The 24892-nt window shown below is 43.9% G+C and carries 23 protein-coding genes; 16 read left to right on the top strand and 7 right to left on the bottom strand.

Annotated features, from left to right (window positions below; translation table 11 throughout):
• Positions 1-156: 156 nt before the first annotated feature.
• Positions 157-636: a helix-turn-helix domain-containing protein gene (locus ACQQ5U_RS11280; protein ID WP_437397582.1), complete on the bottom strand. Its 480-nt coding sequence runs from the start codon at positions 634-636 to the stop codon at positions 157-159.
• Positions 637-1424: 788 nt separating this feature from the next.
• Here ACQQ5U_RS11280 and ACQQ5U_RS11285 point away from each other — a divergent pair.
• Genes ACQQ5U_RS11285 through ACQQ5U_RS11295 form a run of 3 tightly spaced genes read left to right on the top strand, consistent with a single transcriptional unit; the run spans position 1425 to position 8254 of the window.
• Complete coding sequence (locus ACQQ5U_RS11285; protein WP_437397584.1) at positions 1425-4448, top strand: SusC/RagA family TonB-linked outer membrane protein; 3024 nt, start codon at positions 1425-1427, stop codon at positions 4446-4448.
• Between the two features lie 15 nt (positions 4449-4463).
• Positions 4464-5897, top strand: coding sequence for a RagB/SusD family nutrient uptake outer membrane protein (locus ACQQ5U_RS11290; RefSeq protein WP_437397585.1), 1434 nt, complete (start codon positions 4464-4466; stop codon positions 5895-5897).
• Between the two features lie 44 nt (positions 5898-5941).
• Entirely contained in the window at positions 5942-8254 is a 2313-nt protein-coding gene (locus ACQQ5U_RS11295) for a zinc-dependent metalloprotease (RefSeq protein ID WP_437397586.1), read from the top strand.
• Between the two features lie 117 nt (positions 8255-8371).
• On the opposite strand, the gene ACQQ5U_RS11300 is transcribed toward ACQQ5U_RS11295, so the two are convergent.
• The 4 genes from ACQQ5U_RS11300 to ACQQ5U_RS11315 form a co-directional block, all read right to left on the bottom strand.
• Complete coding sequence (locus ACQQ5U_RS11300) at positions 8372-8617, bottom strand: DUF6520 family protein (RefSeq protein ID WP_437397588.1); 246 nt, start codon at positions 8615-8617, stop codon at positions 8372-8374.
• 60 nt (positions 8618-8677) lie between these two features.
• Positions 8678-9127, bottom strand: a complete 450-nt coding sequence (locus tag ACQQ5U_RS11305) for a MauE/DoxX family redox-associated membrane protein (protein ID WP_437397590.1) — start codon at positions 9125-9127, stop codon at positions 8678-8680.
• Between the two features lie 96 nt (positions 9128-9223).
• The gene (locus tag ACQQ5U_RS11310; protein WP_437397592.1) at positions 9224-10150 is read right to left on the bottom strand and encodes a helix-turn-helix domain-containing protein; all 927 of its coding nucleotides are present in this window, start codon (positions 10148-10150) and stop codon (positions 9224-9226) included.
• 57 nt (positions 10151-10207) lie between these two features.
• Complete coding sequence (locus ACQQ5U_RS11315; RefSeq protein WP_437397594.1) at positions 10208-10582, bottom strand: DUF7793 family protein; 375 nt, start codon at positions 10580-10582, stop codon at positions 10208-10210.
• 197 nt (positions 10583-10779) lie between these two features.
• Between ACQQ5U_RS11315 and ACQQ5U_RS11320 the strand changes: the two genes are divergently transcribed.
• On the top strand, positions 10780-13185 hold the full coding sequence (locus ACQQ5U_RS11320) for an aminotransferase class I/II-fold pyridoxal phosphate-dependent enzyme (protein ID WP_437397596.1): 2406 nt from the start codon (positions 10780-10782) through the stop codon (positions 13183-13185).
• 12 nt (positions 13186-13197) lie between these two features.
• Positions 13198-14037, top strand: coding sequence for an RteC domain-containing protein (locus tag ACQQ5U_RS11325; RefSeq protein WP_437397598.1), 840 nt, complete (start codon positions 13198-13200; stop codon positions 14035-14037).
• An 82-nt stretch (positions 14038-14119) separates the two neighbouring features.
• Here ACQQ5U_RS11325 and ACQQ5U_RS11330 read toward each other — a convergent pair whose 3' ends face one another.
• Entirely contained in the window at positions 14120-15031 is a 912-nt protein-coding gene (locus ACQQ5U_RS11330) for a helix-turn-helix domain-containing protein (protein ID WP_437397599.1), read from the bottom strand.
• Positions 15032-15039: 8 nt separating this feature from the next.
• Positions 15040-15936: an NmrA family NAD(P)-binding protein gene (locus ACQQ5U_RS11335; RefSeq protein ID WP_437397601.1), complete on the bottom strand. Its 897-nt coding sequence runs from the start codon at positions 15934-15936 to the stop codon at positions 15040-15042.
• A gap of 452 nt (positions 15937-16388) precedes the next feature.
• On the opposite strand from ACQQ5U_RS11335, the gene ACQQ5U_RS11340 reads away from it, so the two are divergent.
• The 11 genes from ACQQ5U_RS11340 (at position 16389) to ACQQ5U_RS11390 (ending at position 24889) form a co-directional block, all read left to right on the top strand.
• A complete protein-coding gene (locus tag ACQQ5U_RS11340) occupies positions 16389-16667 on the top strand; it encodes a helix-turn-helix domain-containing protein (protein ID WP_437397603.1) in 279 nt (92 codons plus the stop codon).
• Position 16668: 1 nt separating this feature from the next.
• The gene (locus tag ACQQ5U_RS11345; RefSeq protein ID WP_090297693.1) at positions 16669-17208 is read left to right on the top strand and encodes a hypothetical protein; all 540 of its coding nucleotides are present in this window, start codon (positions 16669-16671) and stop codon (positions 17206-17208) included.
• A complete protein-coding gene (locus tag ACQQ5U_RS11350; protein ID WP_090297690.1) occupies positions 17205-17864 on the top strand; it encodes an ATPase in 660 nt (219 codons plus the stop codon). Before ACQQ5U_RS11345 ends, ACQQ5U_RS11350 begins: the two co-directional genes overlap by 4 nt.
• 295 nt (positions 17865-18159) lie before the next feature.
• The gene (locus tag ACQQ5U_RS11355) at positions 18160-18447 is read left to right on the top strand and encodes a hypothetical protein (RefSeq protein WP_228237712.1); all 288 of its coding nucleotides are present in this window, start codon (positions 18160-18162) and stop codon (positions 18445-18447) included.
• Positions 18447-18725, top strand: coding sequence for a hypothetical protein (locus ACQQ5U_RS11360; protein ID WP_437397605.1), 279 nt, complete (start codon positions 18447-18449; stop codon positions 18723-18725). The genes ACQQ5U_RS11355 and ACQQ5U_RS11360 overlap by 1 nt, the downstream gene beginning before the upstream one ends.
• Entirely contained in the window at positions 18718-21117 is a 2400-nt protein-coding gene (locus ACQQ5U_RS11365) for a TraG family conjugative transposon ATPase (protein WP_437397606.1), read from the top strand. Before ACQQ5U_RS11360 ends, ACQQ5U_RS11365 begins: the two co-directional genes overlap by 8 nt.
• A gap of 7 nt (positions 21118-21124) precedes the next feature.
• Positions 21125-21730, top strand: coding sequence for a conjugal transfer protein (locus tag ACQQ5U_RS11370; RefSeq protein ID WP_437397608.1), 606 nt, complete (start codon positions 21125-21127; stop codon positions 21728-21730).
• Entirely contained in the window at positions 21730-22569 is an 840-nt protein-coding gene (locus tag ACQQ5U_RS11375; RefSeq protein WP_437397609.1) for a hypothetical protein, read from the top strand. Before ACQQ5U_RS11370 ends, ACQQ5U_RS11375 begins: the two co-directional genes overlap by 1 nt.
• A gap of 10 nt (positions 22570-22579) precedes the next feature.
• Positions 22580-23206: a conjugal transfer protein TraK gene (locus ACQQ5U_RS11380; protein WP_437397611.1), complete on the top strand. Its 627-nt coding sequence runs from the start codon at positions 22580-22582 to the stop codon at positions 23204-23206.
• Entirely contained in the window at positions 23187-24098 is a 912-nt protein-coding gene (traM, locus tag ACQQ5U_RS11385) for a conjugative transposon protein TraM (RefSeq protein ID WP_437397612.1), read from the top strand. The genes ACQQ5U_RS11380 and traM overlap by 20 nt, the downstream gene beginning before the upstream one ends.
• A gap of 2 nt (positions 24099-24100) precedes the next feature.
• Complete coding sequence (locus tag ACQQ5U_RS11390) at positions 24101-24889, top strand: DUF4138 domain-containing protein (RefSeq protein ID WP_437397614.1); 789 nt, start codon at positions 24101-24103, stop codon at positions 24887-24889.
• The last annotated feature ends 3 nt before the right edge of the window (positions 24890-24892 follow it).

Consider the following 24892-nt stretch of genomic DNA (forward strand, 5'->3'; position numbering starts at 1 on the left):
TACTCAGCATACACAGCCAAAAGGATCGGCTATGCCCAGATTTTGCATTATAATGCAACACATATCTGCTAGTATTCAATAAAATTTTTGGGGGAGATGATTTTAAATGTAAGAATTTTCTAAAAAAAACTAAAGGTGGGAAGGAAAAACAAACTGCTATTTTTGATAGTATTGATTACGATTTTGGCCTTTAGTTATTTTTAAAGACCCTTCGTCAACTAACCGTCGTAGAATTGCTGAAACATTTGAGGAAGATGATACAACACCAAAGTCTTCTTTTAATTTTATGACAACTTCACTGTTATATCTTGGTTTTTTAAAAAAGCCTTGGTTTATGGATTCAATTAACCTTGATGTTAATCTTGTTTTTTCTTTTCTTGTCGAAGAAAGGTTAAATCTAGGTTTTGTTCCGACATTAAAATCAAGAATATCTTTTGGTTGAATGTTGATTGCAAGACAAATTTCAATAAAATATGACAAAGAAGTTTCTTCCCCAGATTCTACGTCTGAAATTTTTTTATAAGTAAACCCGGTCATTTCAACAACATCCTCAATTTGGAGTTTTTCCTTTTCCCTCTGCCTTTTTAACCGTTTACCTATTGCTTTAAGGGCAGTTGTCTTCTTATATCTAGACATAAGCCAAAGTGAGCAATAGAATTAGAGACAAAAAATTACTTATAATATAATTTTGTCTTTTAAGTTCGATTGTTTATGTTTGGAGTTAGAAATATATTTGCGATTCTTCGTTTAAAACATACTTGAAGCTATCGCTTTGAATCTCACACTGAAAACTGGTAATTTTTGCACTGAGATGATAAGCAGATTGGCTCACGACCCGGGCGTGGGCTCTCTTATCGGTGCAAGGTATACCAGTACCCCAGTGCGATAAGTTGGGTTCCGCGCCTTTTTTTGGGTGATTGGTTTTTTCTTCAACTTTTTCTTAGCGTTTGTTTATTAGTTATTCGATGTGTCGCTAACCTTTTAGGTTATGGGAAACATTTGGCAACTTTTTTTTGTAGGGTTCACACCGTGTACTTGCCCTGTTTTTGGGACATCACATTCGGTGTTCGACATCCTGTTCAAGAAAAAGCCCAAGAATCCCATTTGATTTCTTTTTTGACTATAGTTATGGGATACATGCTACACTTTTTCGGTTTGATTTATCCTTTGTCCCATTACTGACGCATTCGTTTTTGGGTATCCGGCCCCAGCACATTTTCATAGTCTTTTTCGATAAGGAATCCTTTTTCCAAGTGCATTTGCCACTTGGGCAGGGTGGCCTTTGTCCGAACCTTGATGCTCTAGGGAAGTTACGATTTTATGGTGATTTCTTGGGCAGTGTGCATAAAAAACCCGGGACAGGGTAGTAAGAGTCCAGGGGAATTCAATTAAAACTAACTCTTTAATCAAACGAACTCAAAATTATGAAGAAATTATCTTATTGTTTGGGCAGGTTACATCCATACTTGTTCTGTTATTTTTTATTGTCTTTTCTGGTTTCAGGGCAACTCTTTGCAATGAAGCCTTATCAAACTATTGTCACCGGAATGGTGACCGACACCCAAGGCTTGCCTATGGCAGGGGTCAATATTGTGGTGGAGTCCAAGAATATTGGAACCATCACCGATATGGATGGATCCTTTAGTATCCAAGCTGGTCCGACCGATGTCCTTTTGTTCTCCATGGTGGGATTTAAAACATTATCCGTTCCTGTGTCTGGAAGGGGTGAAATGATTGTACAAATAGAGGAGGATGTTACTGCATTGGGAGAAGTGGTACTCAATGCGGGTTATTATACAGTTTCCGAGAAAGAGCGGACCGGAAGTATTGCCACAATCAAAGCAAGTGTTATTGACAAGCAACCAGTGGCCAATCCATTGGCAGCCATGCAAGGGCACATGTCCGGGGTGAACATCGTTCAGTCCACAGGGGTGCCAGGTGGCGGATTTACTGTAGAGGTGCGAGGTCGGAACTTTCTTTCCGGGGTGTCCGATCCCTTGTTTATTGTGGATGGTGTGCCCTTTGGTTCCCAGTCCCTTGGTGCATTAAGGGTCTCCAATGAAATATTGGGTGCCAATGTCAGTCCCTTGAATGCTATCAATCCCAGTGATATAGAGAGTATAGAGGTGCTAAAGGATGCCGATGCCACCGCCATTTATGGGTCACGCGGTGCCAATGGAGTGGTCCTGATCACTACCAAAAAAGGAAAAGAGGGGAAGACCAGATTTGATGCCCATGTGAGTACTGCGCTGGGTAAAGTGTCCCACTTTTTGGAACTGATGAATACCCAACAATATCTTGAAGTGAGACGAGAGGGGGTCATAAATGATGGGTATGGTTCCTTTTTGGACAACCCGGCCTTGGATTATGTTTGGCCAGATATAAAATCATGGGACAATAGTAGATATACCAATTGGCAAGATGAACTGATCGGCGGCACGGCCTATCGGAACAATGCCCAGCTATCTATTTCCGGCGGGAGCCAGAACACCCATTTTTTGATCAGTGGGGCCTATCAGAAGGAAACAACTGTTTTCCCAGGGGATTCCAATTATAAGAGAGGAACCCTTCGGAGCCAGTTGGATCATAGTTCAGAGAATGGCAAGTTCAAGGTGAACCTGTCGATGGGCTATTCCAATGAGAAGAACAAGATGCCGGGTTCGGACTTCACCTCCAAGTCCTATTCCTTGGAGCCCAATGCCCCAGCACTATATGACGATGAAGGGAACATCAATTGGGAGAACAATACATGGGATAACCCCATTGCGTCCTTGGAGGAAAATTATGTGGCCAGGCCCAATACCATTATTGCCAATGCTGTTGTTTCCTATTCCATTCTGAAAGACCTTGTATTCCGGTCCAGTATGGGATTTACCGACTACCGATTGGATAGCTACCGGACCATACCAAGTTCTGCAAGGAACCCAAGTTTGGGCTATACATCCCAAAGCTATTCGAATCTCATCACTAATGGATCTCAAAGGCAGTCCTGGATCGTGGAGCCACAGATACAGTGGAAAAAAGGGTTGGGGGCCTTTTCTTTGGATATGCTCATGGGAGCCACCTTTCAATGGGAAACTTCGGATCAAGAGGTCATACGGGGAATGGGTTTTCCAAGTAATGAATTGATACAAAACTTGGCAGCGGCCAGAACTTTGGAGGTCATCACGGATTTGGATTCCGAATATAGGTACAATGCTGTGTTTGGCCGTATCAATCTAAAGGTGTTGGATCGCTATATCCTCAACCTAACAGGCCGTAGGGATGGATCCTCCCGTTTTGGGCCAGGTAAACAGTTTGGAAACTTTGGTGCCTTGGGTGTGGCCTGGATCTTTTCTGAAGAAAACATATTTGGGGAACACTCGATATTGAGTTATGGCAAACTGCGCGCCAGTTATGGAACAACGGGAAGTGATAATATTGGGGATTACCAATACTTGGATACCTATTCGGTATCAGGTAACGATTATGATGGGGTCACTGCATTGGAACCGACCGGGATTTTTAATCCACAGTTCGGTTGGGAGGAAAACAAGAAATTGGAAATTGCCTTGGAATTGGGGTTCTTCAATGACCGACTTTTGCTGAATACGGCATGGTACCGAAACCGTTCTTCCAATCAATTGGTCGGCATTCCCTTAGCTGCTACAACAGGGTTTACTGAACTGACAGGAAATTTTGATGCCCTTGTTGAGAATTCAGGCCTTGAAGTAGATCTTCGAACTATTAACATTCAATCCTCGACGGTAAGCTGGTCCACGACCTTTAACCTGACCATCCCTAAAAATAGGTTGGTGGCATTTGATGGTCTGGAATCATCCACATTTGTAAACCAATACATCGTAGGAGAGCCCTTGACCATTGTTAAGTTGTACCACGCCATGGGTGTTGATTCGGAAACTGGTTTATATCAGTTTGAAGATTATAATGGGGATGGGGCGATTAGCAGCACTGAGGACCGCCAATGGATTGAAGACCTTGCCCCAAAGTTTTATGGTGGTTTGGGAAATACACTTCGCCTTGGAAACTTTACACTGGATGCTTTTTTTCAATTCAAAAAGCAAAGGGCATTCAATACCACACGATTTAGAGCCACTCCTGGTTTTAAAGAAAATGGACCGGTGGCACTATTTGATCGTTGGCAAAATCCAGGTGATATGGTGTCCGTTCAAAGAGCATTCAGTGGTTTGGCACCTACCGGAGGATTGGACGGATTCCAAAAGGAAAGCAATGCAGCTGTATCGGATGCTTCCTTTATCCGTTTAAGAAATATTTACTTAAACTACAATGTCCCTTCCTTAAAGGATGGCCTGGATGTCAATGTCTACGTACAAGGCCAAAACCTTTGGACCATCACGGGCTACAATGGCCCCGATCCCGAACAGCCTTCTGGGCTTCGACTTCCTCCTTTAAGACAGATTTCACTAGGCCTTCAAGTAAGTTTTTAATGTAAAAAAAGCAGTATGAAAATCTTTAGAAAATATACAGATAATCAAATGAATGCAATGGGTTCCGGTTTACACCTTAAATCCGTTTTCTTCAACTTGGTCCTTCTTTGGTTGGGATTGTTAGTGTCGGCTTGTTCGGATTTTTTGGATGTGGACCCGCCGAGGAACACTTTGATTTCGGAGACAGTTTTTAGAGACCCCGCTACGGTGGAGTCCGCTTTGGCCAACCTTTATTATAGCATGAGGGAGGAACAGGGTTTGGTATCTGGAATAACAGGCTTGACACCTGCAATGGGCATCTATGGCGATGGGTTGGATTATTATGGGTTCAGTGCCGATTACCTCCAAATGTACAATCATAACCTGATGGCAGAAAATGACGTCGTTCTTGCGTGGTGGAGACAGGCATATAATGTGATATACAGTGCCAATGCCATTATTGAAGGTGTTGAAAAATCATCCGACCTGACCACAGTGGAAATAAACAGTGCCAAGGGACAGGCCTTATTTGTCCGGGCCTATTTCCATAGTTTATTGGTTTTGCTTTATGGGGATGTCCCATTTATTGCGGACACTGATTATTTGGAGAATAATAAGGTATCGCGCATGCCCGAAGCGGAGGTATACAGCAGGATCATAGCTGACCTTGAGGAGGCCATTATATTATTGGAGGGTTTTGAGCCTTCTTCCAATGAAAGGGTAGTGCCGGATCTGCATGCGGCGATGGCTCTATTATCCCGAATGTACCTGTATGTTGAAAATTGGGAGATGGCGGATGAAATGGCCACAGAACTTATCGCTGTCTTCCCTTTGGAGACTGATCTGGACCAAGTTTTCCTGAAGGATTCCCCTGAAACCATTTGGCAACTAAAGCCAGAGGAGGGCAGAAACACTTATGAAGCTACTCAGTTGATCATTCCATCGGTTCCAGGCCAAACTTATGCTTTGACGGATGACTTATTGGATTCTTTTGAGGTTGGGGATTTAAGACTGGATCAATGGGTTGGAAGTGTGTCCGATGCGGATGAAACCATCACATTGCATTATGCCAACAAGTATAGGGCCGATGCCAATGAAACCACTTCCGTGGAATATTCCATTGTGTTTCGTTGCTCGGAACAATACTTGATCCGGGCAGAGGCCAGGGTGCATTTGGAGAATAATGTTGGCGCACGGACCGATCTTAATTCCATTAGAAACCGTGCTGGTTTACAGGACATAGTTGCAAATACACAAAGTGAACTTTTGGAGGCTATACTGCAGGAGCGAAGAGTCGAACTCTTTACGGAACAAGGGCACCGATGGTTTGATCTAAAGCGGACGGGAAGAGCAAATGAAGTAATGGGCGCCAAAAAGGACAATTGGAGGTCTACCGATGTTTTACTTCCCATTCCGGAAACTGAACTGGATACAAACCCGAACCTTTTACCTCAAAATCCAGGCTATTAGTTTCTTATAAAAAACACTTTTTGAATTTGAATCAATAGAGAATTATGAGGAATTTCTTGCTATTTATATTGCTATCCCTACATCTGTCGGCAAAATCTTTTGCCACCGTATCGGATATGCCGAAGTATGAACCAATCAATGTCATTGGAAACAAGACTTCTTTTTTGAATGCTTTTATGGAGGGTGATCAATTGTACCTTAACATTCCAAGAGAAGTATTGGACCAACCCATGTTGTTTGTATGCTATGATACCATGAGACGCAGTTATATGCAGGTGGTCTGGTCATTGCACAAGGACAAAATGCTCTTAAAACAACAGCGCATTTCATCTTCGGCAGGAATAAACCTTCCCATTGTTGACCGACTTCCCCTAAAGGAGAATGTCTTGGCCATTCTGCCCTTGCAGAAGTCCTGTGGGGAAGCTGATTGGTTTTGTGTCAATATTACGGATGTCATATTGCTACAGGATATCGAATGGCCTCAAGCTTTTGGGGTTTCCATAGGAAATGCCATATCCCACATGTCGTTGGTTCTGGATTCGAAAAATGGGGATGATGAAGTCCTCTTCAAGGTCTTAAGGGGGATGGTAAAGTCAAAATCCAAGGTGTCGGTTCCCTTGTTCTATGGCTTTTGCGCTTTGGGAAAACCTATGGAGGGAAGACGGTTCGATTATCGGATGGGGTTTTTTAATGAGCAGCAGGACGGGGGCTTCCATTTTGGATTGAAGAATCGGCCAGCCAATATCCTTCGTTGGAACCTTAAAAAGAAATTCAAGAACCAGAAGATAAGTGTTCCCGTAAAGCCCATTGGTTTTTTGATTTCATCAGAGGTGCCCAAGAAATGGCGACCCTATATCAAGGCAGGGATAGAGGAGTGGTTACCCGCTTTTGAATCTGCAGGTTTTAAGGATGCTTTGGTGGTCAAGGAGATGGATAGCTTGGACGAATGGCAGGCTCATAGTATCCATTCCAATATAGTGTATTGGTCCCAGAAGAAATATACAAGAGGAATGGAAGATGAGGATTTTGGAGCTGCGATTGGGTATATCGTTGATGAGCGTTCAGGGGAGATTTTACGTGGGGACATCTTTATGGGTGCTTCGGTGCAGACCGTATCTGAAAAGTACTTTGTACGGGCCGCTCCATTGGATAAACGGGCACAACGCTTTCCTTTCCCCGATGATCTGGTAGGGGCTTTGTACCAACAGATTGCTTCCCATGAAGCAGGACATATCTTCGGAATGTTGGATGGTAATTTTGGGGAGGGTGCCTATCCTTGGAACAAGATGAATGACAGTCTTTGGTTGCGGACCATGGGGCATACCCCCAGTGTGATGAACTATACAAGGGCCAACAATCTACCACAGCCAGAAGACAGCATACCCCCATCCCTGTTGATACAAGGTGTGGGCCCGACAGATATATATAATATCAAATGGGCCTATACGGAGTTTCCAGTAGGGGAATCAAAGGCCATGAGGCAAGCTGAGTTGGAACAGATGATTCTGTGGCAGGATGCGATCCCTTGGTATCGGTTTAATGTTAATCAATTGGAGGATTTGGGACCTTCATTTACCAATGAAGTAGTGGAGACCAATAATCCAGTTCGCAGTACAGCAATGGCCTTGAACAATATGAAACGGGTCATTGCACTCATTCCTAAGGCGACAGAAGACCAACCTGATAATGCAAGGTTGTTGAGGCTTTACCAAAGAACGGTTGAGTTATGGAGCAATCATATGAAACAGGTTATGACCCTTATCGGGGGGTATGAGGTTCAGTACCAATCCATACAACAACTCGGAGATCCCTATGTACCCATTCCGTGGGAGGACCAGTTGGAAGGATTGGATTTTCTATTGACCAATGCTTTTGATACTCTGGAATGGTTGACCCGCCCCGTATTTTTTAATGGTTTGAAGTACACCACCCATTCTGATGAGGTACTCCGGTACCAGCAGTACTTGGTGATGGATTTGATCATTGCCAATAGGTTAAAACGAATGGAGCACATGGAAATACTTATGGGTCAAGAAGGATTGGTCGAAGAATTTCTGATTAGGTTGCAATCAGGCCTTTTCAAGGAAATCCATGAGGATATTGCCCATGTGGACCGAAGGAGGCAAGAGCTTCAGATGACGTATATAGATGGGGTGGTCGGTCAATTGGGAAAAAAGAATACCGGATTCAATGCAAATGAAAAGTTTACATCCCAATCGGACTATACAAAGGGGATTTTCATCCAACTACTGTTGGATTTGAAAGCAGATATCGAAATGGGTTTAAAAAAGAAGGGAAATATGACGGCTATTGGCCATTGGAAATTGTGCTTGAAAAAAATTAATGGAGCGCTTTAGTGGTATTTAAAATATTTCATGGATATAGAATCTTTTATTTCATGGAAGTTGTTTGAATTAGTTAAAAAGGTGCCTGCTAAAGGCACCTTTCTTTAAAAATGGTCAAAGATCAATTGCTTAATTTTTGTACAGCGCTTGACTGGACTCTGATTCCTCGGCATACAACTGGTAAATGTCATACTTACAAGCCATATTGCTTCCAGTAAAACATGCATCTTCAACGTTGACAGTTTGCCAACCATTGATTGGATGTAAATAATGGGCTTGTTGCACCACTGGTTTTTCCTCAGTGGCAAAGGCAAGGCCAACCGCCAACAAAAGGGCGAAGGCCGGTAAAACAAGTTTTAAAAATTTAGATTTCATAATACATCATATTTATTCTTGAATGCCTACTCTTTTCTAGGTTTTCGGCTTCCCCTTTCCCTACGTAGTATTTTGATGTGCTTGTATATTGTAGTGTTTGTTTGACCAAATGATTCCTAACAAACTCATGAGCATAAAAGCAGTATTGAACAGGATATGGTCCCTCCATCCCAAGGCCGAAATGATCCCACCACAAGAGCAGGGGATGGAATCACTGAACTTTAGAACTATTATGATATAGGTAGTGAAAAGCCCCAATAGGATAAAACTTGTGAAAAATGCCATAGTTCGGAATTTAGGGAACCACAATAGGCCGGCGATCACCAATTCGAGAAAGGGCACACTCCATGAAATTAAATGGGCATAACCTGAAATGAAAGGCATCTGCTCCAACCTTGTTTGGAAGGTATCCAAGTGCATCAATTTGCTTGTAGCTGTATACACGAACAACACAGTCAACAAAAGGCTGAATAGGTAAATGAGCTTCGGGTATATTCCTCGGTTTGACATATCTTTTGGATTGATATGACAAAGTTCGGGAGTCCGATTTACTTGAAACGGAGCATTCCTTGACCCAAACGGATTAATTTGCCCATTTCGAGGGTGTTACCCCCTTAAATCACTGGGTGATTTACCATACTTGTCCCTAAATGCCCTGGAGAAATGGGCCGCACTTTTGAAGCCGGTCAAATGGGCGATTTCTTTCAAGGATAAGTTGCTGTGTTGGATCAAGGTTTTGGTCTTTCTTAAACGTTCATGGGTAAGGAACCGAAATATGGTAGTACCATAGAGTTGTTTGAACCCATACTTCAATTTGTACTCGTTCGTGCCCATTTGTAGGGCAAGATCTTTTAACAAGGGTAAATCCTTGTCCAAATTGTTGATGATCATATCATGGACATCCCTGATCATTTCGATATCCTCAGGAGTCAACGTGACTTTGGGCTCTTTTATGCCTTTGGTCACTTTGAGCGTCTTTTTGGGCAACTCCGTCCCAAAGGGCTCTCCCTTGGAGAAGAAGACCGTGTCCAATAGTATTTTCTGCCCACTCCCATCTAAGGATTGGAATACGGATATATGGCAATCCTTGCCCAACAAGAGCCCTTCTTTGGTAATGAACTCCAAAAACTGGACAGTTTCAGAACGTTCCCTTTTCAAATGTTTGACCATCTTCTTCGCCCATACCTTTTGGGAACCCTCGGTCATAAAATCGGTAATTGGTTTTCCAATGATCTCTTTTGGCAATGCTGATAATAGCGAGCACGTACTGTTGGTGACCATTTCGATAGTGCCATCGGTATCCATCAGGAATGAAAGTTGGATGATGCATTGTGGGGTGTTGTGTGCGTTGGCAAACCCTTGATGGATAAAGGAGGCCCTGACTTCCTCGTTGACCATATTGAGCATTACGACCAAGGATGCGACATTATCATTCTTATGGGTGGGTTCCAAGCTGTAAAAGAAATTGCCTCGGGCCATTTCCAGAAGCATCCTTTGGATGCGCTTTACCCTAAAATCGTCATTGTTCGGCATGGTTGTCAGGATTTGTATTTAATAGCTGGAGTCTCTTTATATGTCTGGAAGCATGGTTCATTTTATGGATTTTAAAAAGGCCAAGGCCTCTGATTTTTTAACAAAGGAACGGGTGGGGACCGACTGGGCATGGGTCCATAGATAAATGGAGCTGATCACATCTGTTACCGGGGGATCGATCAAGAAGGCTAAGGCCTTAACCCATTGTGAACCCTCCAAGGCCAAATAGTCCCGGGCCGGTTTATTGACCCTTCTTACTTCACGAATATCACAGAGCACGGGCATTTCCCGGCCATTTTGGAGCATCATCCGGTCCCTCACGATAAGTTGCGCAGCCTTTAGGTCGATACAATGGTCTTTTTTGTATATGATGTGCAGCAACTCATCGGTCAGCAAATAAATGGCGAATTTGTTTTCATGTGATTTTTTCATGTGGTGAAAACTGGTAAAACCTTGAATTTACAAAATTAATGGAACTCGATTCGGTCAATAGATTCATTACCCTTAAATAAAGGTATTTGACTTGACTTAAACGGAATAATGCTTGATTGAAACGGAGTATATCATTATTAGATAGCATCTAATCTTACAAATGCCATTACTTTTTAGTACAATTTAAATCAAACAAAATGGCAAAGATCAAACACCACAATTTTTTAAACACCGTACATGAGGTATTTACTGATGCCAAGAACGCTGGGGTACTGCACCTTTATGCAGGGGGAACATCCTTTTCGGGCAGGACCATTGAGGTAGAGGGGAAGGAACTGTACCACTTTGGTACTACGGGTTACTTGGGATTGGAACAGGATCCCAGATTAAAAAAGGCCGCCAAAGAGGCCATTGATAGCTATGGGACACAATTTCCGTTATCCAAATCCTATATCTCCAATCCGTTATATGAAGAATTGGAAAACTCTATTTCCGAAATGTACGGCTATCCCATTGTCATTACAAAAAACAGTACCCTCGGGCACTTAGGGGTCATCCCCAGTGCAGTGGACGATGAAGACGTAATCATTTTGGACCACCAAGTCCATTGGAGTGTACAGAATGCGGCCAAAATGCTAAAGACACGGAGTGTGCCCATCGAGATGATCCGACACAACCATTTGGAGATGTTGGAGGACAAGATCAAGAAGTATCAACATTCAAAGGGACGGATTTGGTACATGGCCGATGGCATTTATTCCATGTATGGGGACTATGCCCCAGTCAAAGAGCTGATGGGATTGGCAAAGAAATATCCACAGTTACATTTTTATTTTGATGATGTACATGGTATGAGTTGGGTGGGAAGGAATGGTACCGGATATGTGTTGGACCAGCTAGGAGAATTGCCCGAAAATGTATTGCTGTTCGGGACACTGAGCAAAACCTTTGGGGCCAGCGGGGCTGTTCTGGCGTGTTCCAATGCTTCCATGTACGACAAGATCAAGACCTTTGGTGGGCCCTTGACCTTCTCCGCCCAATTGGAACCTGCTTCGGTTGCCGCAGCCATAGCATCTGCACAGATCCATCTATCCACTGAGATTTATGGACTACAACAAGAATTGAGGGAACGCATCGATTTTTTCAATGATTGCCTTTCGATAACGGAACTTCCCTTGATCGATATAAATGAATCACCGGTGTTCTATATCGGGACCGGTATGCCCAAAACAGGGTACAATTTTGTGAACCGTTTGATGGGGGAGGGCTTCTTTGTCAACCTCGGGATCTTTCCTGCAGTACCTGTAAAGAATACAGGTGTAAGGATTACGATTTCAAGGCATAACCAAAAAGAGGAAATCAAAGAATTGGTGGACGCCATGGAATATCATTTTCCAAAGGCATTGGAAGATACCCAGACCGATGCCCAAAGGGTATTCCACGCCTTTAAAATGGAACCAAAGACCCTAAGTAGACCGAAAGTATCCTCTGAACTTACCGTTGAAGTATTCGATACCATTGATCAAATTGAAAAGGAAGAGTGGAACCAAAGTTTAGGTGGGCAAGGGGTCTATGATTGGGATGCCCTGAAGTTTTTGGAGGAAGTGTTTCATGGCAACCCTAGGAAAGAACATAATTGGTTGTTTCGATATGTGGTCATAAAGGATACTGATGGGATACCCGTATTGATGACTTTTGTGACCCTTTCCCTTTGGAAGGATGATATGTTGGCACAAACACAAATTTCTGTTGCCATTGAGGAGGAAAGGAAAACCGACCCCTACCATTTGTCATCCACGGTCCTGTCCCTAGGCTGTTTGTTCACGGAAGGAGATCACTTGTATTGGAATGCATCACATGCCTTGGGCATGGAGGCAAGGAACAAGCTATTGGAAACCTTGGAAAAACTGGAACTCCAGTCAGGGTCCAAGATGACCGTGTTAAGGGACTTTGGTGAACAAACGTCATGGAATGAACCGCTTTACGGTCAGGGATTTTTAAGGGTACAGATGCCCAATTCCTGTTCTGTTGACTTGAAGGAGGTGGATTCGATGGAAGATTATTTGCAAAGATTGTCCTCCAGAAACAGAAGACATTTCCGAAAGGATGTCCAGCCGTATCTCGATAGGGCAAAGACCATAGTTCTTCCTAAGCTATCCAAATCTGAACTTGAACAGGTCAAATCCTTATTTGGGGAAGTACAGTCAAGAAATTTGGGGCTCAATACCTTTTCCTTTCCGGACTCCCTGTTTGACAAGATGAAAGAAAACCATTTGTGGGAGTTTATTGTCCTTTGTTCATTGGACGAACCTGAAAAGATATTGGGTGTAATGTTCTGCTATACCAACTTGAAGCAAGTCTATGTCCCTGCTTTTGTAGGTATGGATTATGACGGTCTGGAAGAGTTTGCCATTTATCGCCAGTTGCTTTACCGGACCATTGAACGGGCCATTGGATTGGGCATTCCCAAAATCGATTTTGGGTTGACCGCAGCCTTTGAGAAACGGAAACTTGGTGCAACTGTTGAGAAAAAATATGCCTATCTCCAGACCAATGACAATTTCATCCTGGAATTGCTCGGGATCATGGAAGGTCAGCATTAATGGATAATCGTCATGAAATACCAAAAGCTGCTATCGGAATTTGAAGGCCAATTGGATGCCTTGGAAAGCGGGAACGGGGATATCCTTTTCAAAGCGGAAAAGGGAATCGTACTCGTGGAGAAGAGCATCCGTAAACTCCAAAAGCAGATCATTGGCAAAACCTTTGAAAGCCAAGCGGATGAGATCTACTTTTTTAAACACGTCAAGCCACAAATCTTTAGCAAGCTGATCTATTATGTCAGATTGTTCAATATTGAGAGCAAGCGTCCAAGGGGCAACAATGCGGCGCAGATCAAATACCTTCAGCACCAGATCGATAAGTTCCAGACATTTTTCAATGACAATCTGGAATTCTATAACTATTACCGAAGAGGGGCCATGTCCCTGGATGAACAATATTTTGTCAGGGGGAACCGAGACCTTAGGCTTCCCCTCGAATCCTTCCACTTTTTGATCGATGACCAGTTCTCCACCTGTCAGGATGGTACCGTGGCAACGATCATGGCCTATGACATGCTCATCGTATACCTGAGAAAGGAGGTGGATGACCTACAAAACAATTTAGAACCCCAAAAGACCATGACTATGGAAAAACCTTCAAAACTGTTCTGGACCGGTAGCAAGACGGATCTTATTGAACTTCTTTATGCCCTCCATGCCAGTAATGCCATCAACAGTGGTACTGTGGACATCAAGGAACTGGCTTCCCACTTTGAACATTTTTATAATGTGGACCTTGGAAATTATTACCACACCTTTATCGATATACGATCACGTAAGACCAGTAAAACAAGGTTCTTGGACAAACTTATCGATATGTTGCACCAACGTATGGAAAGCCTTGATGAATAGTCCTTGACTACCGTGATTCACGTATCGGGATAAAAAAATATCGATTCATGGATTATAGCTGTCATAGACGGACAGGATATTTTTAATTGAATCTTGATCGAAATACCGAAGGTGATTGGTCTGTTTTGGCCTTGAACAGTTTACTGAAGGACTGTGGGTGCTCAAAGCCAAGCTCATAGGCAATTTCACTTACGGTCATTGAACCGGTGGACAACCTTTCCTTGGCCTTTTCAATGAGCTTGTTTTGGATATGCTGTTGGGTGGACTGTCCCGTGATCTGCTTCAAGAGACCGCTAAGGTACTTCGGGGATACGTGCAACCAATCCGCTACCTGCTGGACCGTTGGGATGCCCTTGACCTGGTAGGTTTCCTCCTCAAAATAGGAGTTCAAAAGGTTTTCCAACCGTTCGACAATCTTGTTATGGGCTATACGCCGAGTGATAAACTGTCTGTTGTAAAATCGTTGGGCATAGGAAAAAAGGAGTTCCAATTGAGCAATAATGATGTCATGGCTAAAATAATCAATATTGGTATGGTACTCCCCTTGAATGTTTTTGAGCATCCCAATAATGGACTCTTCTTCTTTTTTGGAAAGGAACAGTGCTTCATTGGCAGCATAGTCAAAGTATTCATAGCGCTTTATGGATTTCGATAAAGGAGTGTTCCATAAAAAATCAGGATGAACCAGCAACATCCATCCTGTTGGTTTTTCCTCTATGTTCCCACTGACACCGAACACTTGCTCCGGAGCCATAAAAAGCATTACCCCTTCGTTAAAGTCATATTCCTGTTGACCGTATTTTAGCCAGGCGCCGGGATGGCGCTTTAGGGCAATGGTATAAAAGGAGGAAACAATTCGGTCGGGTTCCTCTTGGCCCAGGATAATGGAATCAAAGTTGATGACGCTTACCAAGGGATGTTCAGGGGCCGGCAAGCCCCTGAATTGATGATAATCACCAATGGTACGGAATCTGTAGGGTGCATTGTTATCCATACACCAAGTTAATGGTTATTTTGATAAACCTCCGTAAACTCTTTGGCGAAATCCCTTAGTTTGACCTTTCCCAGTTCCGGTTTGTTCTTCCGGTAATGCTCGGTCAAAAGGCCCGTCTGCAATGCGGCGTACATTTCGGTTAGCCCTTCGGCAATGGTCAGGTTCATGCCGATGGATTTCAGCTGGTCCGATACCATGTCGTCCGTTATGATCTTCCAGGATAGATTGGGGATTCCGAGGGCTTCCCCCAAGATACGTGCAGTTTCATCCCCGGTGAGTTCCTCGCTGACCACATATCGAAAGCGTGTGCCACCATCGATCTCCGTAAGCTCCTCAGCCACGGTCCGGGCAATATCAAATGGGGAAACCCATGGGATGGGCCTGGTTCCATGATTGGCAAAGATTGCCCCTTCGGATTTTATGCTTTCTATATAACCATAAAGATTGTAATAAAACGAGGTGGGCCTTACGTGGGTTACCGCCACTTCCGGCCGTAAGGTATTCAAGGTCTGCTCCACATGATAGGCTCCTTTAAGGATGCCGCTCCCTTTTTCCAAATGCCCTCCTATGGTACTGAGATTGACGGCACGTTTGATTCCTGCCTCTGAAAGTGCCTTTGCATAATTGTTCCCCAATCGGGCATAATAGGCAATAAGGTCCAAATTCGGGTCAAAATAATTGTTGGGAGGAACCATGGTGAAAACGGCATCGGCCCCTATAAAGCTCTCAGTCAAGAAACCGACATCCTCGAGACTCCCTATGGATGGGATTGCCCCCATTTGCTTGATGACTGTACTTCGGATGGGACTGCTGCTGATTACTGTGACCTCATGGCCTTGGTCAATTAAGTTTTTTGTCAAAGGTTTTCCAATATGTCCCAAGGACCCTGTTATGGTAATTTTCATGATTTCGGATTAATGATGATTTACACTTTCAAAATTGCTCATATAACTACACCTAGAATGAACCGAACTTCAGTTTTTTGTAGTTAAATGGACAGTTTTTCCCTTGTCAGTGCGCAACCCATGTATTTGGCCAGGACTTATGAGTCCAGATCTAGCCCTAACTTAAAGATGTATGCAATAATTCCCAACTTGGTACCAACTTGGGAATTTTTGTTTTAGGAACATTTTTTGTCCCATAGTTTCTGATTTTAAAAAATCTCGTATTCCCGAAAGATTCAAATGGTCATAAATAAACCCTTTTAATATGTGAAAGAATCGTTACCAAGTTGGTACCAACTATGTACTTTTTTTCAAATTCCTTCATGAGTTTTGCAGTGAAAGTCAAATCAGTGGAAGGACCACCAAATTGATTGAACCCAACGCGGTGGTCTTTTTTAAAAACTAGAAAAACTATGGGAGCGACCATCATCACCTCAGAAGATCTCATGGAGTTCAAAGTGGAACTCTTGGAGGACATCAAAGCATTATTGAAGGACCAAAATGGACAACAGGGCAAAAAATGGCTCAAATCCAATGAAGTCAGGGAACTGTTGGGCATATCGCCCGGTACGCTCCAAAACCTTCGAATCAACGGGACATTACCTTATACCAAAATAGGAGGGGTCCTTTACTACGAATACCACGAAATCATGGGAGTGTTGGAACAGAACAAGGTCCATAACCGAATTTAGGGTGGAAGACGTCAATTATATCAAACACTTGAACGGGGTGTTTGCCCAGTTTGCCAAGGACAACCGTTTGAACCCGACCCATATCAGTTTGTATATCGGGCTCTTCCAATTGTGGAACCAAAATTATTTCGTGGCCGATTTCTACATCAGTAGGGAAGAGGCCATGGCCTATGCCAAAATCGGGTCCAAATCGACCTATCACCGCTGCATCCGAGAGCTCAGCCATTGGAACTATATTCTGTATTCCCCATCCCACAATCCCTATAAGGGCAGCCGGATCAAGATGTTCGATTTTGGGACAAGTACTGGACAAGCAGTGGACCAGCACCGTACCGAAATTGGGACAAGCATTGGACAAGCATTGGTACCTATAAACAAACAAATACAAACAATAAAAAACAATACAAACGGGCAGAAACGGAAAAAAATAAAAATGGAAGAGTTACAGGTTGATGAAAACAAATCCAAGCACCCCCCCGCCGTCCCATACCGGGACAACTTACGGACCAGCAAGGACAAGGACTACAACGAACCGCTATGAATTTTAAGGCCCCACATATCATCACCGAAGGTGCCATAAGTTATGAACTGGGCTCCTTGAAGGGCAGGGAAATCAAATACGATTTTGATAAGATACTGGTCTATCTTGATGCCAAGGGTAAGCTCCTGTTTGGCAAAAAGTTCAGGATATATAGGGAGGATAGGGAAATCCTTTATAAACTCAGCCTCTACTTCATCCAGGACAAGGAACGGTGTAAACAGCTCGATATCGATGTGGATAAAGGCCTTCTTCTCTCAGGTCCTGTAGGCTGTGGGAAGACCAGTCTGATGAAACTGTTCAAGTTCATGGTGCCCCACCAAAGACCTTATGAGGTAATACCCTCAAGGAACATTGTCTTCGGTTTCAACCATTTGGGCTTTAAGATCATTGGGGATTATGGAAACAACCAATCCTTTTGTTTTGACGATATGGGTGTCGAGCCCGATGGGGTCCATTTTGGAAAGGAGTGCAATGTCATGGGGGAGATTCTGTTGTCTCGATACGAACTGTTCACGGACCATAGGTTGAAGACCCATGCCACTACCAATCTCAATGCGCAGGAGCTAGAGGCAAGATATGGGAACCGGGTAAGATCAAGAATGAGGGAACTCTTCAATCTTGTAGGTTTCGATAAGGACTGCAGAGACAAAAGATAATAAGGTTTTACCATTGTCGTCAAATGAAAGTTGGAAATGGGTGATACTATGACATATTTTGATGTCCTGATCGGTACCATTTGACGTTTTTAGGCTTTTGTGATGGGACCCAGATGGCACTTATGAACAAGGACTGGTCATTGACACATAAATTCTGCATGGATTCCAGACCAATTGAGGCTATTTGAATGTAGTTTTAATGATATTCACAAATAACTGATTATCAGTTATTTGTAGTATAATTTCATGTACTTTTCACATATCAATAATCGTCTAACCCTTAAACGTTTACGATATGCGAAAATCTTTCTTCATCACCTTATTATTGCTTTTTACCTCCAGTGCCGTTTTGGCCCAGATCGGGGGTATCGAGGATTCGGTCAATGACATTTCCGATACCATTCGGGCCATATTTCCTATCATCCTTGGGGTCATCTTTTTGGTGGGTTTCCTTTTCAATGCCGGACATTTCTTTGGGGAAAATGCTGACCTAAAAAGGGGCATTACCCGTGTCTTGGTATTTGTGTTAATCGCCGGTGCAGTGGTTGGCATCTTTACCTATCTCATCGGAATCGTGGTCTGATGAAACAGTTCGAGGTCTATAGAAATATACGAAAGCGGGCCATGATCATGGGACTGTCCATTCCCCTGTTTGCCCTGATGATGGTGTCTATCATCTGTTCGCTTTTGATCATCATTTTTTCGTTTCATTTTGGTGTCATCGTGGGTCTACTGCTCTTCAATGCCCTGCTCTATGGGGCATTGTTGCAGTGGGTGATGAAACCTTTCCAATTGAAGGTAGTGCAAACCTTTCCCAAGACCATAAGCCTAAAACAATTGAACCCCTTTGACTATGTCTAAACTCAATTTCAATGCATATCACCCCATTCTGGATATCCAGAACCATGTGGTCTTTGGGAGCAATGGCAATGTGGTGTTATGTTATGAAGTAACATTGCCTGAGATATACTCCCTTTCTGATGAGGATTTTGAGGAGCTGCACGGGATGTGGTTCCAAGCCTTTAAATCCTTGCCCGTGGGTACTGTTATCCATAAACAGGATGTATACCAAAAGAAAGGTTACGATGCTAGGAACCTTCCAAGGGATACCTTTCTGGCAAAGGCTACCCATGATTATTTTTTAGGTAGGGAGCATTTGGACCATCAGAGTTATCTCTTCTTTGTACTTCCTCTTGATAAAGCCATTAAGGCCACTAAATATGTCAATCCCTTTCGAAAAGTGGAGAAAGGATTGCACCGTAAACTGGATGTGCAGGTAGCGGAATTTGTGACCGCCGTGAATGATGCCGTATCCTATGTCAACAACTCTAACAACGTATCCATGGTTCCCATGGAACCTGAAGTAATATTGGAGCATACCCAGGATTATTTCAATGGATACAATCTTGATTTTGATACGGATATCCAGCTAGGAAAAGGCCCATTGGAAATTGGTGACCATTATTTTGATGTGATGGCCATCAACAATGAAGAATGTTTTGGTGAAACCGTGCAAAGCAGTGTGCCCAATGGGAAATTCAGTTCGGACGGATTCAGTTTTCATAAGGGTTTCTTGGACGGTCTGGGACTGGAGTTGGGGGAAAACCATATCATCAACCAAATCCTTTATCTGGACGATACCCATCAATGGCGTAAACTATTGGACAAGAAAATAGAGGAACTCTCCAAGAGCTCCAATTTTGGTTCCCAGAACAAAGTGGTTCGCAACAAGGTCCAACATATCTTGGACAGGATCAATGGGGATGATACCGCACGGATCGTTCGTGGCCATGTGAATATTGTTTTTTGGCATTTGGAAGTTGGGGTGTTGAAGCGCGTTGCTTCTGGCATCAAGGCCCAATTGAAGGAACTGGATATTCGACCCTATCATCCCCATGGGGAGGAGCGCACACATTATTTTTTGAACTCCTATCCCAGCCATGCTTCCAACTTTTCCAATGAAGATCTTTTTGTGATGGACCTAAAGGCAGACCTTTGTCTCTATATCAATAACACGAATTACCGCTCGGATGAAACAGGAATCGTTTTTAACGATAGACAGTACAATATTCCTGTGGTCAAGGATATATGGGATAAGGGGAAACGGCGTATCAAGGCCCGGAACTTTGCCATATTCGCCCCGACAGGGGAAGGGAAATCCTTCTTGGCCAATAATATCCTACGTCAATACTTTGAGGCCGATGTACGACTGGTCATTATCGATCTAGGGGGTTCCTATGCCAAATTTGCCCAATTGTATCCCGATGATCATATCATCCTGAGATACGAACAGGGGAAGAATCTGGGCATCAATCCCTTTTACATTTCAGAACAGTCAGATTTGACCCCTGAACGTTTGGAAGATCTGGCCCTGTTTCTTTTGGAGCTCTTGGCGGAAACCCAAGTGACCAAATCCAAGGAAGTGGCCTTGAAAAAAGTGTTGTTGTACTACTATGATACGGTCAGGGAGGGGCATTCCTTGGCTTCCCTATATGAGTTCGTGGATAAGCACAAGGATACCTTGATCGAGGAGACCCGAGTGCAGGAACCCGATTTCAATGTCTATGGATTTTTGCACATTCTTTCCGAATATGTGGACGGGGGACTGTACAGTTTTCTGTTCCATGTGGCAGAAGACCAGACCTATAAAATAGAGGACAAACGTTTAATTGTCTTTGAGTTGGACGAGGTGCGAGACAATAAGGAAATCCTGTCCGTAATGCTCAAATTGATCAAGTCGGCCATCCAACGTACCATTTGGCGAAACCGTTCGGAAAGAGGCATTATCCTATTCGATGAGTTTGCCAAGCAGTTGAAGTTTCCCCATGTATTGGAGAGTGTGGAGTTCTATTACCAGGCCATCCGAAAACAGAACGGGGCCATTGGAATCATCCTACAATCCATCAACCAGTTACCTGAAAATGCCACTTCGGCAAGTATCCTGGAGAATACGCAGGTCGTGTACAGTTTACGGAACGAGAAGGGATATGATGAACTGGTAAGGCGATTGAACCTGTCAAGCCATGATCTCAATCAATTGAAGTCCCTTAGGAACAATCTTACTGGGAAACGCAAATACACCGAAATCTTTATCAAGATCGGGAAGGAGAGCAATGTCTATCGCTTGGAGGTCCCCCCTGAGGTCTATGCGGCCTATCTTACCGATGGGGTGGAACATGATCAGCTTATGGAACTCTTTGAACAGTTTGGGAATATGGAACGGGCCATTACGGAATTTATAAATCAACAATAAAAATAATATGAGAATAGATTGGAAACAAGCCTTAGGGAACAACTCTAGGTTATTGATTTTGATACTGTCCTTGACTTTATACCTGCCCGGTCGTGCTACGGCCCAGGGGATGCCGGTGTATGACAATACGAACTTTATCAGTATGACCAAGTCTCTGCTGGAATCGGCCAAGCAGACTTCGGAACTCTTGAAGACCGTGGCCTTTTTGAAGGAACAAAAGGAAAACATTGACAAGGTAAACAACGCCATTAAGCAATTGAAGGCGGTGCGTGAATTGGTGCGGAACAACGAGATTTTGTTTCAAACGGTGCAGGATGATCTACGTGATATTTTGAACTCCCCCTATATCAAGGCAGGGGAGGTGGAACATGTATCCGGAGCCTTTGAACAGATCATGGATACGGCCATTGATGACCTGGATTTTGTGAACCAGATCCTGTCCAGTGATTTTTTGAAGATGTCCGATGCGGAGCGCACGGCCATTTTGATGGAAAAAAAAGTGCAGTCCCAAGAAATGGTTGCGGAGCTTGAGGTCAAGGTCAGGCGCTATCGGGAGATCATCTCCTTTCGCAGGATGCAGGATATTATCAATAACCGGGAAACGCAGTACTGATGACAGGATACTTTTTGGGCATAGGATTGGAATATGTGGACGCGGTCTTCCAGACCATCAAGGACAGTGATTTTTCACAGTATACGATTGTGGGAATGAAAGCCATGGCCGTCCTGTTCTTTTTGATCAATATATTGAAGAAATACAATGAGGGGATAGCTTCCACCGATGGCCATACTTGGGGCCTTTCCCCAACGGAACTTGCCAAGAATTTTTTGGTGGTGCTCTTGGTCATCTTTTCCACTGAGGTCTTGGGAGTGTTCGATGGGATCTTGGTCGCCATTGAAACTGAATATAGGGACACGGCTCCGGCACTCCTCCCATTGCAGCTACAGGATGTGGACCTGGAACGGGGTGTGGGTGCCTTGGAAGCCGCAAAAAAAGCTATGGCATTGTTATATGAGGCCTTGGTCACCCCCTTGTATGGATTGAAAGTTTTGGCCTTTATCATCGGGGTCTTGCTTTGGTTGATGGACCTGTTCATCTATCCTTTGTTCCTTGCAGAGCGGTATTTCCTATTGGGGATCCTACAGGCCTTTTTTCCCTTGGTCATCAGCTTGGCTGTCTTTGAAAAGTTTCGTCCCCTGGCCTATCAGTTTTTTAAGTTGTACGCGGCGGTGTACATGTTGGTGCCCGCCTTCTTTTTGGTCAATGTGTTCGTCAATAACCTCTACACGGAGATCAGTACCAATTTCTGGGGGAACCTCTTTGGTTTTGATTTTGGGAGTGAATTCTTTGCCTCCATCATTGAACTCGGGACCATTGGCTTTATCGTGTTGCTCAAATTTAAATTGTATCGAAGGGCCACGAGCTTTACCCTTCGATTGTTCACCGGTTAAATTGAAGTCTATGAAAACGCCTTTTAAAAATATAGTGCAGGTATTGCGGTTGAACCGCTGGGTGGTCCTTTCCGTGGTCATCGTCTCAGGGTTGGTATGTTCGGTTTCCATTATCGTGGTAGCCAAAATACACCAGAATGGTTTGGACCATGCCTTTGTGGTCAATGGGGAAGGGGAGGTCATCCCGTTGCAATGGGTGGCCCAACGTCAACACTTGGAAGTGGAGGCCCTGGCCCATTTGGAACGGTTCCATCAGTGGTTCTATGGTGTGGAAGCCGGAAGTTATGAAACCCATATGGAAAAGGCCCTTTGGCTCGGAAACAACTCCGTGGCCGAGGTATACCAACAAAAGAAAGCAGATGGTTTCTATAATCGGTTGTTGCAATATTCCCTCGTCCAAAAAGTGGAGCGTATCGAGTCGAAGATCAAGATGGAAGGAATGAACATGGCTTTTCAAACTCGCATTGTATTACAAATCCACAGAGGTTCCGTAACCGATACCTATGAACTGGTCACTTCGGGCCATTTGTTGCAGGTCGAACGGAACTTTCCGCACAATCCGCATGGATTGTTGATCACTGATTTTTTTGAAAACTCACTTCGTAAACTGGAAGCCTATGAAAGCCCAAAAGAATAAAATTGTATTTGTCCTGGTCATGGTATGTGTGGTACTGTTCATTGCCTTCTATGGTATCATGACCTTTGGAAAGGACAAGGAACCGGAACTGGATCCCGAACGGATTCCCATTCCCGATCTGGAAGAGAACCAGGTCGATTACGATAGTAAACTAAGGGCCCTGGAAGCCCTTAAAGAGGAACGCGAGGTTACCGCTCCTCCCATATATCCGGAACACATGATCGATGACAAGGGCTATTTCAACCCCGACTATATGGAATATGAAAAGCAACGTGTCATTGATAGTGTGTATGCCTCCAATTCCTTTTCAATAAATAGGGAGGAACCACCAGAGCCGATAGAGGTCATCGAGAGAACACCGAGTCATGACGATATATCGGAAGCTGTGGGACCTAAACTGGTTTCGGCCCCGACCGCTGCGGCCCTGTCCTTGTCCCATCAACTTTTTTATGCATCAAGTCCCCTTGATCCTGCCTTGGACCATCTTGAGATCAAGGCCTATGTGGATGGCGATCAAACCCTAAGGGATGGACAACGTTTGGACCTGCGGTTGTCCGAATCTGTTGATCTCGATGGGATTAAGGTTCCGAGGGGAACCCGGCTCTATGGGTTTGTAAAGATCAGGCCCAACCGTGTCTTGGTGGAGCTGAAAGGCTTTGGAGGATTTCCATTGAAACTAAAGGCCCATGATGCCCAGGACGGAAGGGAGGGTATCTATGTCAGGAACCGACTCAAGGGCGAAATGTTGGACCGGACCTTGGATGAAGGCCTGGATGAAATCAATGTACCCGGCCTGCCCCGGCTCAATGGGATCAAACGCATCTTTCAACGTGACCATCGGGCCGTTAAGGTGAAGATTATAGACCATTATCAATTCTTATTAAAATCGTGAACATGAAAATCAGGAGTTTACTTATTAGTCTTATTGCCTTTGGTTTGGGCCCATTCGTGTGGGGCCAACAAGCCTTGGATACCCTTTACGCCAATGACCAGATGAATGTCGCCCTTTTTTTTCCCAGCCCTATAAAGCAGGCCATAACCGGCAATGAAAATGCGGTCTTCTCCTATGATAGGGAAGAAGCACAATATTTTGGACTATTGCAGGCCATCGAAGGGACAGCGACCAATCTATGGGTGATGACCATGGACGGATATGCCTATGAGTTTAAAGTGGTCTATAAAGATTGGTTAACGCGAACGCATCTATTTCTCAATGAACAACACAGTTTGGGAAGGGTACGTCCTATAACGACCCGGAAATTGGATACCGTGGTCAAAGATGGTACACGCTTGGCCCTAATGGAACAACTGCTCCAAGAACAAAATGGGGCAAACATGGGAACGGTTAGACGCAAGGGTATGCAATTGCGACTTGAAAAAAAGGTATATCAGGGCGATGAAATGTTCTTGGTTTTCGAGCTGCGAAACAAATCGGGAATCGATTATGACCTTGAAACCTTGGATATCCTTCGGATCAATGGCAGTCCAAAAAGTAAGACATCGTATCAAGAGACCCCATTGGAGCCCCTCCTTAGGTTCCAACAACCGGAAACCCTCAAAAGCGGTTCCACCTATCGGTTTGTCCATGTATATCCCAAATATGTAACCGGTGCCCATGAACGCATGAAAATAGTGCTCCTTGAAAGGCAGGGGAGTAGGCGACTGGAACTTTCGGTCAAATAAGGA

This window comes from Flagellimonas lutimaris, from assembly GCF_051494225.1.
Classification (GTDB): Bacteria; Bacteroidota; Bacteroidia; order Flavobacteriales; family Flavobacteriaceae; genus Flagellimonas; species Flagellimonas lutimaris_A.